The following is a 13,456-nucleotide window of genomic DNA, read 5'->3' as shown; positions in this document are numbered from 1 at the left end:
GAAAAGAACAAAGCTTTTAGCGGTGCTGCTCACTCATGGAATCGGATAACGAAGTAAGCAGGGCCTGCACCTTGTCCATACTGACCGGCCGGCTGTAGTAATAGCCCTGTAAGCGCCCGCACCCCATGTCGATCAGCCTGTCAGCCTGGTCTTTCTGCTCGACCCCTTCGGCCACCAGGTCCATGCTGTGCGTGCGCGCGATGGCGACAATGCTCTCAATCATGTTGCAGGCTTTGATGTCGTCATTGATGTGATCAACAAAGCTTTTGTCCACCTTTAACTCGTCGATGGGCAGGGCCCTTAACAGACTCAGAGACGAATAGCCGGTACCGAAATCATCCATCGCCAACCGAATGCCCATGGCACGAAGCCGGTTCAACACCGGGAGTATCTGGTTCCGGCGCGACATAAACAGCGACTCGGTGATTTCCAGCGTCAGATCGGACGGCGACACCTGATGTTCCCTGAGCTTTTCCATCACTGTGTCGGCAAAATCCGGCTGCATGAACTGAAGCACCGAGATATTCACCGCCAGTTCGCAGGCGGGAAGATTCGCCCGCAACAGCTGGCTGAACTGCTTCAGGCTCCTGTCGAGAATGTAGTTACCCAGCTGAACCATAAGCCCGGAGGACTCCGCCACTTCCACGAACTCGCTGGGCGGGACATCACCCAGCTCCTCATCATGCCAGCGGGCCAGCGCCTCCACCGCCAGCACATTGCCTTCGGCATCGAACTGGGGTTGATACGCCATCACGATTTCGTTTCGTTCCAGCGCCCCCCTGAGCCGCTGTTCGATATGGACACGGCGCAGGTAGCTGGATTCAATATCAGGCTGAAACAGGCAGATATCGTTGCGGTTCTTCTTGGCCCGGTACAGCGCCAGGTGCGCGTTGCGAAGAATGGCGTCAAAGGAATCACCATGTTCCGGAAAGATCGCGGCCCCGGCACTGGCACCCAGCTGAAGTTCAAGCCGCCCCTTCGCCATCAGCAGACCCGTTTCCACCAGCAGGTTTCGGCAAAACGCATCAAGGTCGTCAGGGCGGGTCAGTTCTGTGACCACCGCAAACTCATCGCCGCTGAGCCGGTTGACCAGGTTACCCTCGCCGGCGGCCTCACAGAGGCAGCGGGCCATCTCGATCAGCACCGCGTCACCGAACTCCTGCCCAAATCGGTCGTTAACGCCGCGGAAATTGTCGATATCAACCAGTATCAGGCTGAACCTTCGCTCGTCATCCACTTTCCGCTGGATGGAATCCATCAGCCCCAGCCGGTTTTTCAGGCCGGTCAGTTCGTCGCTGCGCGAGCTTCGGAACAGGCTATCAATCCGCTTCTTCTCAATCCGGTCAATCAGGCTGAACAGGTAATAGAGCAGTGCCGTCAGGCAGAGGAATAGAATCAGGTGGACCATTAATTTGTTCAGATACGTCTGAAGGACACGCTGAGATTCGGTTTCCGAGATAATCCACAGCTCGAAGCGAGGCTCGAAGACCGCGGCCCCAATGTAACGACCACTATCCCTGCTGGAAAAATAAGTGACCGCGTCACCACTGCTGCGCACTTCCGAAATGGACTTGCCGCTGTTCTCGACTAACAGCTGGACGTCGCCATGAACCTCCTCCTGAGTACGGCGGATGGTGGTATAGATTTCCGGTCCAACCCCGGCCCTGGAGACATACTGCAGATAGCCATCACGTTCACGGAAGAGCATGATGCTGTCGTTCTCGCCTTCATGCAGCACGCTCCGGAAAATGCCGCTTTCGCCGTCAATCCGCACGCCGCCGGTCATGACCGCCAGCACTTCGCCCTCGCGATTCCGCAGGGCTTTGCGAACGGGAATCACCCATTCCTGAATGGACTCGACGAAATACGTCCGGCCCAGAACCATTTTTTTCTCGTCCAGGGCCCGCTCGAAGTCAGCCCGGGTTTGCTCGAATTCGCGCAGGTTGGGTACCCGTTCCGGGTCCAGATTGGAGCTCAGCGCCACCAGCTCACCGTCCACGTTTGCAAGCCCAAGCCCGACAAGGGAAGCGCTGGACGCGACGATGCTGTCCAGCAGCGGCATGGTGTGAGGCTCGCGCTCGAGTTCGCCGTGCCGTATCAGTTCACGGCCGATGACATCCAGTGCCATCTCCTGCGTGGTAAAAATGCTGTCGACGGCCTGGGCAAACAGCTCGGCACGGGACTCGTGTCGACGCTCGTACTCTGAAACCGTGTTTTTCCAGGATGCAAAAAGAAGCACCAGCAGGAACACGAAGGCAACCGCATAGACCAGTAAAAACAGTTTCCAGATATTGCGTTTGGGTATCGCCACGCTCACTCCCGGGCCGTTCCCGAGTCCACCAATCAAGCCGGATGATTGTGTGATTATAGGCGGAGCCTGACGTGAACTCCGCCAGATTGACCCGATTTAATGCTCTGAACAGGTTTGCTCAGGGCTCGGAAAGCGCCTCGACCAGGCCACCGAGAAAGCGCGATGCCTCGCCGCCCGTAGCGGCCCGGTGATCAAAGGTCAGTGACAGGGGCAGTATCCGCCGGATGTCGGGCCGGCCCTGCCAGGGCACGACTTTCTCACGGATAGTTCCGGCCCCGACGATGGCTACTTGAGGAGGAGTTACGATGGGATTGGCATATTGGCCCGTCATTGTGCCGAAATTGGACAGGGTAATGGTCGCGCCCTGCATTTCCTTCGGCGGGATCTTGCGGGTCGCCACGGCCTCACGGAGGTTTTCCAGCCCCCGGCGCAGATCTTTCTGGCTGCGATGGTTTACATCCCGCAACACCGGTACAAAAAGTCCCTCGGGCGTATCGACCGCAATCCCAACGTGCACCTCATTCAGCAGACGCCGGCTGAGGTTGTCGCCGTCAAACCAGGCATTGAGTTCCGGTACGTTGTCACACGCCGATGCGATGGCCTGAACCAGGCGCATGGTGATGTCGGTTCCGGCTTTCCAGTCGCCAATGTCTGCGTCTTCGTAGATGGACACCGGCACCACCTGGGCGTGCGACAGGGCCATATTCTTGGCCATGGTACGACGTGGTCCCCGCAGCATCTCCGCCTCGCCCAACTGCTTCTGGTGGCTGGCCTGGCGGTGCACATCGTCGTTGGTGATCAGCCCCCCGGGGCCGCTGCCTTTGATGGTTTCCAGGCTTACCCCGAGTCGCTCGGCCAGTGCTCTTACACCCGGCGTTGCCCGGTTGGCCCGGGCCCGCTTGCTGGACGCAGCGGCACCGACGATAAATTGATCCTGCTGCGATTTTCCGCCCTTGCCGGCACCGGAGGTTTTCAGCTCGCCGACTACCGTTCCGCTGTCTCCGCCCTCACCCTCGAACGCCAGCAAGGGTTCGCCAGTGTGGATGATGTCGCCCGGCTCACCAAACAGTTTGGCGATGGTGCCCGCGTCCGGTGACGGCACTTCCACGATGGCCTTGGCGGTTTCAACGGACACCAGCACCTGATCCACTGCCACGGTATCGCCGACCTTGACGTGCCACTCCACAATTTCGGCTTCCGGCAGGCCTTCCCCCAGATCTGGCAACTTGAAGTTCTTCATAGCGCGATCACCTGTTCCACGGCCTCGACAATGTCCTGCACCTGAGGCAGATAGGCCTGTTCGTTCCGGTAGTAGGGCATGATGGTGTCGTAACCGGTCACCCTGACCACCGGGGCCTGCAGGTCCAGAAAGGCACCTTCGGCGATCGACGCGGCGATCTCCGCCCCCACGCCGCCGTTGCGACAGGCCTCGTGCACAATCACCGCCCGGCCGGTCTTGGCGACGGAACATAGCAGCGTTTCCCGGTCCAGCGGGCTCACCGTCGCCACATCAATAACCTCGGCCAGCACCCCCTGTTGCGCCAGCGTGTCAGCGGCCTGCAGGGTTTCCATGACGCAGGCACCCCAGGTAACCAGGGTGACATCGTCGCCCTCGCGCAGGGTGTAACAGGTATCCAGAGGAAGTGACTCACCGTTATTCACCACGCTCTGGGTCACCGCCCGATAGATGCGCTTGGGCTCCAGAAACAACACCGGGTCGGGATTGCGGATTGCCGCCAGCAAAAGCCCGTAGGCCCGCTGGGGAGAGCTGGGCACCACCACACGCAGGCCGGGAATGTGCGCAAACAGGGCTTCGGTGCTCTCGGAATGGTGCTCGGGTGCGTGTATCCCCCCGCCGAAGGGAGCCCGGTAAACAATCTGACAATGCAGGCGCCCACGGGTTCGATTTCGCATGCGTGCAGCGTGGCTGATGATTTGTTCCATGCCGGCGTAGATAAACCCCATGAACTGGAATTCCGCCACCGGCTTGAGGCCCTGGGTTGCCATGCCGATGGCGGTTCCGGCTATCAGGTTCTCCGCCAGCGGGGTATCCATAACTCGCTTGTAGCCGAAACGCTCTCTGAGCCCCACCGTGGCGCGGAAGACACCGCCATTGGTCGCGACATCTTCCCCCAGCACAATGACCGACTCGTCCTGCGCCATTTCCCACGCCAGAGCCATGTTGACGGCTTCCACCAGAGTGACTTCACGAACATCGGCACGGCTCATAACGCGCTCCCATCAGCGCCGGTTGCCGATTTTCGGACAATGCGCTCCCGCTGCTCCTGCAAAGAAGCGGGCAGGGACTCAAACAGATAGTCCACCATGGCTGTATGAGGCTCCGGCTCTGTGGCCAGGTACTCGGCAACCGCCGAGTCGACCGCGGCCTTGCACTCGGCCTGCAAGGCCTGTTCTTTGTCGGCAGCCCACAAGCCGCTGTGATGCAGGTAGCTCTGCAGCCGCTTGATGCCATCGGCCTCCCAGGCTTTCTTTAGCGCCTCGGCAGTTCGGTAACGGGTGGCATCGTCGGCCGTGGTGTGGTCCCCGAGCCGGTAGGTCACCGCCTCGATAATGGTGGCGCCCTTCCCGCCCCGGGCCCGCTCCAGGGCGGTATCCATGGCCTCGATGCTGGCAAAGTAGTCGTTACCGTCGACAATGTGCCCGGGCAGCCCGGCACTGATGGCTTTCTGCGCAAGGGTTTCGGCCCCGCTCTGCAGGTTTCGGGGTGTCGAGATCGCCCACTGGTTATTGATCACCACAAACACCACCGGCAAGTGCCAGGCACCGGCGAGGTTAATGCTTTCCAGGAAATCGCCCTTGGATGTCCCTCCGTCGCCGACGCAACAGACAACGGCCCGGTCCTCGCCTCGTATTTTCATTGCCGACGCGACCCCTACCGCGTGGCAACACTGGGTGGCGATGGGCACCGCAATGGGCAGATCCTGCGGGCAGTTTTGCCACGCACTGCCCCGCTCATCTCCGCCCCAATAGAGCAGCATGTCACACAGTGCAACGCCCCGGAGGATATGAGCCGCCTGATCTCGGTAATAAGGAACAAACACATCGGATGGGGCAAGGCTCTGGCCGATGGCCGTACCAATCACCTCATGGCCCAGGACAGAAGGATAGGTTCCGCATTTTCCGGTGCGCTGAAGGGCAATGGCTTTTGCATCGAAGGTGCGGGCCAGCACCGTGTTTCGGTAAGCCGACAGGATTCGTTCAACATCATTGGCCTGGGCAGGGAGGTCATCGAGCGGCCGGCCCTGCTCATCCAGATAGCGGGCGCTATCTACATGAAATTCCTGGCGTTGCTTCATTCAGTCCTCCTGCTACTGCTGTTGGAAAGCACCGAAGGCCTTTCTGTCTAATACTTAGTCGATGCCGAAAGAATGAGCAAAGGAACTAACCGCCCCGTCTCGGGAACCAAGGGTATCCGAGATACGCGTCAATACAGCCGGAATGGACGACCAAACGGCCCCGGGGCACCCCTTTCAGAGTCCAGTTACAGGAGCTCAGCAATGAACGTGACATCGATTCTCAACGAAATCATGAAGCAGGCTCAGGGCGCTTCACCGCAAGCCAGAGGCAGAGGCGGAAGCGGAGTCGATCTGGGTAGAATGATGCAGGATCTCGGCAACCAGATGCGAGGCGGCGCGGGGAAAAGCGGCGTGGACCTGAAGAGCATGCTTGGCGGCGGCCTGCTGGGCATGCTTCTGGGTTCCGGCCGGGGCAGAAAGATGGGAGGCAAGGCGCTCAAATACGGCGCACTGGCTGGCATTGGCGCGCTGGCCTGGAAGGCCTATCAGAACCATCAGGCCCAGGCGCAAGGCCAGGGCAACACCCAGGGTTCTTCGTCTTCCCTGGGCGCCTCGCTGGGGCCCTCTTCCATGGCGTCCGAGCAGGGTCAGCCGATCGAACAGCTCCACGGCCGTGAACAGGAACAACGGGGGCTGGAAATATTGCAGGCCATGATCATGGCCGCCCGAGCCGATGGCCACATCGACGAAAACGAACAGGTATTGCTGGTGCAGGAAATCGAAAAACTGGGAGCAGACGCAGAGCTGCAGGAATGGATTCAGCAGCAGCTGCGGGCCCCGCTGGATGCGCAGGCGGTAGCGCGCAACGCCGATTCTCCGCAGGCCGCGCGGGAAATCTATCTGGTCAGTGCCGCCATGATCGACGAGCAGAATGATCTGGAGCGGGCCTGGCTGAACCAGCTGGGTGCGGCGCTGCAACTGGAACCAGCGATGACAGAGGAACTTGAGCGGCAGGTTCAGGCCGCCGCCTGACAAACGCGGCGGGGCTCGGGTGATCAACTGCCCGAGCCCCGCCAATAACAAGCCTGGTCAGGCTTTCGTTACCACCTCCGACTTGTGCTCCACCGCACCCACTGCCCGGAGCCCGCAATCGCAGGGCCGTACGGTGGCTCGGAGGAAGCCGGGACATGTCGAGTTACCGTGTAACCGGCTCTGACCGGCTACTCCCCGGGCGACACCCTTGCCAGCACCCGGGCCGGCTCGGAGAGAGGCAAAGCAAGGATCACCCCTTCATTCGAGGCGGGATAAACGCCCGTCAGGCCAGTGATATTGACTTGATGGGAAACCAGAACGACCGGCGCACCGGCGGGCATAGCGTTAACAGCCTCGATGGTTTCCCGGGTTTGGCCCGGTCCGTCCGAGCGGTTCCGGAAGAACGAGTTGATCGGTGGCAAGGGGGTCACCTCGCCCATCGCCATTTCCCGCGCCGTATCCATGCAGCGGCACCACTGACTGGCGTATAAGCGCACTTCCGCAATGCCCTGCTCCGCCAGGAACGGTTTCCATGAACGGGCCTGAGCCCGCCCCTCGTCGTTCAGATTCCGCTGCGTACTGCAGTCACCCAGTTGAAAATTCGCCGGATCGCCCGTTCCGGGCGCCAGGGCGTGTCGCATCATCAGCACCGCCTCGCCATTGCGCAGCGCAGCCCAGGCTGCCTGATCCGACTCGTCGGCCACTGCCAAACCACTGATCAACAGGACCGACAGAACAGAAACCAGAAACCGGATGGCCATCATCTTTTCCCCCGTTGTCGCCACCTTGGTGCCACAGCAATTCCCATGCACGCCAGGGACACCTCGCTTTTTGGTACTAACCGATACGCCCCAGGCATCTATCGGGCTCACACCAACCCCGGGTAAACTTCGATCTGGAAAACCACCAACAGGACTTCAACATGCCAATCTGGGTCGACGCCGACGCCTGCCCCGTTCCCATCCGCGAGATTCTGTGCCGGGCCGCCGAGCGCTGGCAGATTCAGACCACCTTCATCGCGAACCACGCAATCAACCTGCCGCCGAGCCCGTTCATTCAGCGCCGCCAGGTGCCGCAAGGCTTTGATGTGGCCGACAATGAAATCGTGGACCAACTGACGTCCGGCGACCTGGTCATTACCCAGGATATTCCGCTGGCCGCCGAAGCCATTGAGCAAGGGGCCGACGTGTTCAATCCCCGGGGGCAGGCCTTTACTAAAGAGAATATCCGCCAGCGCCTGGCCATGCGCAACTTCATGGAAGAAATGCGAAACGCTGGCCAGGTCACCGGTGGGCCGCCGCCGTTCAGCAAGCAGGACAGGAAAGAATTCGCGGACAAGCTCGACCGGTGGCTGCAGCGCAACCACAAGCGCTGAGCCGGCCACGGCAACCACACGTCCGCGCTGCTATCCTGAAGTCACTAGTCTGACTCCATCCTTTGCTGCCGAGAGGTTGTTGTGCCCGTATTCAAATACATGCTGATTCTGGGCACTCTGATCCTTGGCACCAGTGAACTGACCATAGCCCAGACCTTCTCGTCACAGCGGGCCGATTTTAAACTGGAAGAGGTGGCGTCCGGGCTTTCCAATCCCTGGAGCCTTGCCTTCCTGCCCGACGGCTCCATGCTGGTCACGGAGCGGGCCGGTCGCCTGAGGATCATCCGGAACGGCGAGCTGGACCCGACCCCGATAGCGGGCACACCGGAACTGGTTGCCAGCGGCGAGGGCGGCCTGCTTGATGTTCTGCTTCACCCCGACTTCGCACAAAACCAGACCCTGTTCCTGAGCTATGCCCACCGGAACAGCGAGGGCATGACCACCCGAGTCGCCCGCAGCCGGTTCGTTGATGGCCGGCTTCAGGATACGCAGGTCATTTTCGAGGCCCTGCCACGCTACGGCTCCAGCAACCACTTCGCCGGTCGGCTGGTGATGGACGCCGACGGTCTGGTCTACATTTCGGTGGGCGACCGACTGGACAGGGACCAGGCCCAGGATACCGCCGATGACGTCGGAGGGATCCACCGTATCACCCAGGAGGGAGAGCCCGCCCCTGACAATCCCGGGCTGGGCAACAGCGCCATCAACGATACCCTGTTTACCTGGGGCCACCGGAACCCTCAGGGCCTGACCGTGCATCCAAGCACCGGGGAGGTATGGAGCCACGAGCACGGCCCCCAGGGTGGCGACGAAATCAATATTCTGCACGGCGGCACCAACTACGGCTGGCCCGAGATCAGCTACGGCATTGCCGATTCCGGCGAGCTCATCACGCCCTATACCCACAGGAAGGGCATGGCCCAGCCACTGTACTACTGGACCCCTTCCATCGCGCCCTCAGGCATGGCTTTCTATACGGGCACCCTGTTTCCGGGCTGGAGGGGGGACCTGTTCATCGGCGCACTCAAGATGAGACGACTGGTGCGGTTGCGCATCCTCAATGGTGTGGTCATTGAAACGGAAGACCTGCTGACCGATCTGGGCCAGCGCATCCGGGATGTCCGCATGGGCCCGGATGGCGCTCTCTGGATTCTGACCGACACCAAAAAAGGCGGGGTCTATCGGCTCGCGTCTCCGTATTAAACGGCACGCCCTCGTAACCAACTCACCTGCAGGCACCGGCGATCCGAACACGGCAGTGCTATGCTGATGGCTCCCCCACGCCAGGGATCACGTGACTGGTTCAAACCCCGGAGACTAGCCGTGCCGTTACTCAGACACCTGACCGTCGCTACCAGCCTGGTTGTCGCTGGCCTGCTCAGTTTCGGTTGCAGTGCCGAGCGCCAGCTCTTTTCGTCCGATAAGACAGACTTTCAGCTCAAGACAGTGGTTCAGGGGCTGGAGCATCCCTGGAGTCTGGCCTTTCTGCCCGATGGCTCCATGCTGGTGACCGAACGCGACGGACGGCTTCGAATCATCCGCAACGGGGAACTGGTGCCGGAACCGGTCCGGGGTGTGCCCGAGCACGTGGTAGCCGGCCAGGGCGGCCTGCTGGATATGGTGCTGCACCCCGAGTTTACGGACAATCGGACCTTGTTCCTGAGCTACGCCCACAGAAATGACGACGGCATGACCACCCGGGTTGCCCGGGCAACCTTGAGTGACGATCAACTGGAAAACGTGGCAGTGATCTTCGAAGCCCTGCCCCGATCCGGCACTAGCCGCCACTTTGCCGGCCGCATGGCCTTCGATGCTGACGGTTTTCTGTATGTCGCGGTGGGTGATCGAGGCAATCGCCCGCGAGCCCAGGATACCGCCGACGACGCGGGAGGCGTGCACCGAATCACCATCGCTGGCGACCCGGCGCCCGGTAATCCAGGCCTGCAAGACGACGACATCCGCGACACCCTGTTTACCTGGGGCAATCGCAACATTCAGGGCATGACGGTCCACCCGGATACCGGTGAAGTCTGGAGCCACGAGCACGGCCCACGGGGCGGCGATGAAATCAATATTCTGCGCGCAGGCACCAACTACGGCTGGCCAGAAATCACCTATGGCATCGCCTATTCCGGCGCCGAGATTACCCCCTACACCGAAAAACCGGGGATGGCACAACCTCTGCACCACTGGGATCCGTCCATCGCGCCCTCGGGCATGGCCTTTTACAGCGGCTCACTGTTTCCTGACTGGCAGGGAGATCTGTTTGTCGGCGCCCTGAAACTGCAGAAGCTGGTGCGGCTGAGGATTCGCAACGAACAAGTGATGGAGGAAGAAGACCTGCTCGCCGATCATGGCGAGCGTATCCGGGATGTGCGGATGGGGCCCGACGGTGCCCTGTGGCTACTGACCGATGACTCTGACGGCAAAATCTACCGGATCGTGCCTGGCCAGTAGCTATCAGTGCGGGTCGTTGGTGCGCTCGGTTTTCTGAAACTGGGGCAGGTCGTCGGTGATTTCGTACCAGTCGGATTTGGAGCCCACGAACTCGTGGCGGGATGCGCTTTTACCAAGCGGCTCGTTGATGACACCGGCCAGCAGGCGCAGGATGCCGGGAATGGCGTCGACACGGCTGAAGAGATGGCTGCCGCAGTGGCTGCAGAAGGCCCGGTATTTGCCCGGTCGTGATTCAAACTCGGTGACCAGCGACTCGCCGGTCAGAAAACGGAAGCGAACACGCTGCACCGGCGCGCTGGCCGAAAACGCGCTGCCGTGAGCGCGGCGGCACTGGCTGCAATGGCACAGGGTAATCGGGCCAATCGGACCATCGTATTCGAACGTAATGTCACCACACAGACACTGACCTGTATACATAGCTCTCACTCGGGCTGGCATGTCGGATGAATCGAGTCAGCGGGGCATGATACGCCGCGGCCACTTGAAGAACCAGCCGACAGGCTCTATCTAAGATACAGGCATCGAGCAGGAGGAACGTATGTCATTCAGCTCAATTCCCAGAATCGGCATGGGTACATTCCGTCTCAAAGACAATGACGCGCGGGATGCCGTGAAAAGCGCCCTGTCACTCGGATATCGCCATATCGACACCGCCCAGATGTACGAGAACGAGGCGGCGGTGGGTGATGGCATCACCTCCAGCGGTATTCCCCGGCGGGAAGTCTTCCTGACCACCAAGATCTGGCACGACCAGCTTCACGCCAGCGATCTGATCAACAGCCTGCACGACAGCCTGACACGCCTGAAAACCGACCACGTGGACCTGTCACTCATCCACTGGCCATCGCCGGATGGCGAAGTGCCCATGGAAGAATACCTGGGCGCCCTGCGGGACGCACAGCGAGAGGGCCTGACCGAGCACATAGGCGTGTCCAATTTCACCTGTGCCCAGATGGATCAGGCGGTGGATATCCTTGGCCGGGACGCCCTGCTTACCAACCAAGTTGAAGTACATCCGTTCCTGGCCAACCGGAAGGTCGTGGAGCATGCACAGTCTCTGGGAATCACCGTGACCGGCTACATGCCCCTCGCCGTTGGCAAAGTGATGGAAGACGAGACGCTGCTGCGCATTGCTCAGCAACGTAACGTGACACCGGCCCACATTGCGATTGCCTGGGTGGCCTCCCGAGGCGTTGTACCGATTCCGTCATCGACCCGTCCGTCGCACCAGAGAGCAAACATCGAAGCCCTCGACATTGAACTGGGCGAGGAGGAAATCCGGGCTATCGACGCGCTGGATCGTGGCGAGCGGATCGCAGACCCGGGCTTTGCGCCGGACTGGGACTGAGCCAGAATCCCAATACCAGCATCAGCAGGCCGGCAACGGGCACAGCCAGTAACCAGTAGGTCTGTAAAACCCAGAAGGTCGCAGCACTGAAGGCCATCCACAACAGTGGAATCGGGACAAGCAGCCAGCTCAGGCGTTGGTTCAGCAGGCCCGGCAAGAGGTTAGTGGCGGCCACCGTCACTCCCGGTGCCAGCCCGAACAGGGCCACGGCCCTTGCACTGCCGTATTCCAGCACCGTCACACCGGGCAGCAGCAGAATCGCCAGCCACCACAGCGAAGCGAAAGCCCCCCGCCGCTGAACCTTTGACACGGGCTCGCCCGCACGGAGTCCAATGAACGCGAACAGCACACCCTGCGCAACAAATGCCCACCCGAAGCCCATTGCCGGCCAGTTGATCTGGCTGTAGTACTCCATAAGAAAGCCGACACCACTGCAGCACCAGGCTCCGGCGATCGTGAACCAGGCCAGGCGACGTAAACCGCGCTCCGGCCTTTGCAGCAGGACAGGAACCAGCAGCCCCAGTAACAGAACCGGCCACTGCCAGGGCCAGAAATCTTGGTTGATACGGACGTACAGCCGGAGGTACGCCTCCGGACCGAACATCAGAAGGTCCTGCAGGGAATAGCTCAGCCAGACACTGGACGTGCTCACAGGGCCCTCACGTGGGCCGCCAGTTGTTGCCGCTGGGATGGAGTCGGCAGGTTGCCGTACAGGGCCGCCATATTCTCTTTCATATGCTCGACCTTCGAGGTGGCCGGAATGGCGCAGGTCACCGCGGGATGGGAAATGACATACTTGAGGAACAGTTCCGCCCAGCTGTTAATGCCCGCCTCAGGTGCCCATTCCGGTAGCGGCTCTGCGTCATAACGCCGGAACAGCTGGCCGCCCTGGAAGGGCCGATTAACCAGAACCGCAATACCGCGCTCCTGCGCGACAGGTAACAGCCGCTCTTCTGCCTCCCGGTCCAGAACGTTGTAGGTCAACTGCACAAAGTCCAGTTCCTCTGTTTCCATGATGCGGACGAGGTCCTGGTGGCGCCTGCCATGGGAGGTGGTGATTCCCAGATAGCGTATGTCGCCACTGGCCTTCATTTCCCTGAGGCGGTCGAGGTGGCCCTGCCAGCCCACCAGATTGTGAATCTGCTGAAGATCAAAGCGGTCCACGCCCCACTTTCCAAGCGACATCTCCGTTTGCTTGCGGGTTGCCGACTCGTCGGCCGTCCAGACTTTCGATGCTGAGAACACTCTGTCGTGCGCCTGCAGTGCTTCCAGCGCCCTGCCCACCACCTGCGCGGAAGAGCCATACATGGGCGAACAATCGACAACACTGCCGCCGGTATCCAGGAAGGCTTCCAGGACCCGGGTACGCTGGTCGATCAGGTAAGGGTCGCTGCCGACATTGAAAGTAATCCAGGTTCCCATACCGATGACAGGTATCTTTTCGCCAGACGAGGGAATCGCCCGCATTATCGTGGCTGCCGGGGCAGAACCCTGTTGATTCGCCAGCACCGGACAGGTCGTCAGCGCCAACCCGGAGAGTGCGGTGCCGATGACAAATTGCCGCCGGGTCATTCCTGCCATACATCCTCCTTCACGTGGCTGAACTCTGGGTAAAGACAGACGCCAAACAAGACAGTTCCAGAGACCGGTTTCGCGCTTTGCCAACGCTTTCAGAA

General features: G+C 60.7%; 13 protein-coding genes. 5 read left to right on the top strand and 8 right to left on the bottom strand.

Features of this window, described 5'->3' with window-relative positions; genetic code table 11:
- Positions 1–16 precede the first annotated feature (16 nt).
- The 4 genes from LPB19_RS08295 to pdhA form a co-directional block, all read right to left on the bottom strand.
- Entirely contained in the window at positions 17–2,311 is a 2,295-nt protein-coding gene (locus tag LPB19_RS08295; protein ID WP_206645588.1) for a putative bifunctional diguanylate cyclase/phosphodiesterase, read from the bottom strand.
- A 118-nt stretch (positions 2,312–2,429) separates the two neighbouring features.
- The gene (locus LPB19_RS08290) at positions 2,430–3,551 is read right to left on the bottom strand and encodes a dihydrolipoamide acetyltransferase family protein (RefSeq protein ID WP_206645587.1); all 1,122 of its coding nucleotides are present in this window, start codon (positions 3,549–3,551) and stop codon (positions 2,430–2,432) included.
- A complete protein-coding gene (locus LPB19_RS08285) occupies positions 3,548–4,540 on the bottom strand; it encodes an alpha-ketoacid dehydrogenase subunit beta (RefSeq protein ID WP_206645586.1) in 993 nt (330 codons plus the stop codon). Before LPB19_RS08285 ends, LPB19_RS08290 begins: the two co-directional genes overlap by 4 nt.
- On the bottom strand, positions 4,537–5,628 hold the full coding sequence (gene pdhA, locus LPB19_RS08280) for a pyruvate dehydrogenase (acetyl-transferring) E1 component subunit alpha (protein WP_206645585.1): 1,092 nt from the start codon (positions 5,626–5,628) through the stop codon (positions 4,537–4,539). Before pdhA ends, LPB19_RS08285 begins: the two co-directional genes overlap by 4 nt.
- Positions 5,629–5,829: 201 nt before the next feature.
- Between pdhA and LPB19_RS08275 the strand changes: the two genes are divergently transcribed.
- On the top strand, positions 5,830–6,600 hold the full coding sequence (locus LPB19_RS08275) for a tellurite resistance TerB family protein (RefSeq protein WP_206645584.1): 771 nt from the start codon (positions 5,830–5,832) through the stop codon (positions 6,598–6,600).
- A gap of 188 nt (positions 6,601–6,788) precedes the next feature.
- Here the strand turns inward: LPB19_RS08275 and LPB19_RS08270 are convergent, their stop codons facing one another.
- On the bottom strand, positions 6,789–7,361 hold the full coding sequence (locus LPB19_RS08270; RefSeq protein ID WP_206645738.1) for a histidine phosphatase family protein: 573 nt from the start codon (positions 7,359–7,361) through the stop codon (positions 6,789–6,791).
- 161 nt (positions 7,362–7,522) lie between these two features.
- Between LPB19_RS08270 and LPB19_RS08265 the strand changes: the two genes are divergently transcribed.
- The 3 genes from LPB19_RS08265 (at position 7,523) to LPB19_RS08255 (ending at position 10,432) form a co-directional block, all read left to right on the top strand.
- Positions 7,523–7,975: a YaiI/YqxD family protein gene (locus LPB19_RS08265; RefSeq protein WP_206645583.1), complete on the top strand. Its 453-nt coding sequence runs from the start codon at positions 7,523–7,525 to the stop codon at positions 7,973–7,975.
- Positions 7,976–8,074: 99 nt separating this feature from the next.
- Positions 8,075–9,178: a PQQ-dependent sugar dehydrogenase gene (locus tag LPB19_RS08260; protein ID WP_206645737.1), complete on the top strand. Its 1,104-nt coding sequence runs from the start codon at positions 8,075–8,077 to the stop codon at positions 9,176–9,178.
- A 120-nt stretch (positions 9,179–9,298) separates the two neighbouring features.
- On the top strand, positions 9,299–10,432 hold the full coding sequence (locus tag LPB19_RS08255; RefSeq protein ID WP_407943946.1) for a PQQ-dependent sugar dehydrogenase: 1,134 nt from the start codon (positions 9,299–9,301) through the stop codon (positions 10,430–10,432).
- A gap of 3 nt (positions 10,433–10,435) precedes the next feature.
- Here LPB19_RS08255 and LPB19_RS08250 read toward each other — a convergent pair whose 3' ends face one another.
- Complete coding sequence (locus tag LPB19_RS08250; RefSeq protein ID WP_206645582.1) at positions 10,436–10,849, bottom strand: GFA family protein; 414 nt, start codon at positions 10,847–10,849, stop codon at positions 10,436–10,438.
- Positions 10,850–10,970: 121 nt separating this feature from the next.
- Here LPB19_RS08250 and dkgB point away from each other — a divergent pair, with 121 nt between their 5' ends.
- Positions 10,971–11,780, top strand: coding sequence for a 2,5-didehydrogluconate reductase DkgB (gene dkgB, locus LPB19_RS08245; protein WP_206645581.1), 810 nt, complete (start codon positions 10,971–10,973; stop codon positions 11,778–11,780).
- On the opposite strand, the gene LPB19_RS08240 is transcribed toward dkgB, so the two are convergent.
- Both LPB19_RS08240 and LPB19_RS08235 read right to left on the bottom strand, forming a co-directional pair.
- Complete coding sequence (locus LPB19_RS08240) at positions 11,716–12,432, bottom strand: DUF6064 family protein (RefSeq protein WP_206645580.1); 717 nt, start codon at positions 12,430–12,432, stop codon at positions 11,716–11,718. The genes dkgB and LPB19_RS08240 overlap by 65 nt on opposite strands.
- Positions 12,429–13,361, bottom strand: a complete 933-nt coding sequence (locus tag LPB19_RS08235; protein WP_206645579.1) for an aldo/keto reductase — start codon at positions 13,359–13,361, stop codon at positions 12,429–12,431. The genes LPB19_RS08240 and LPB19_RS08235 overlap by 4 nt, the downstream gene beginning before the upstream one ends.
- Positions 13,362–13,456: the final 95 nt, after the last annotated feature.

The organism is Marinobacter salinisoli, assembly GCF_017301335.1.
Classification (GTDB): domain Bacteria; phylum Pseudomonadota; class Gammaproteobacteria; order Pseudomonadales; family Oleiphilaceae; genus Marinobacter; species Marinobacter salinisoli.
Note: the sequence above shows the minus strand (reverse complement) of the source record. Positions and strands in the feature narration are given on the sequence as shown.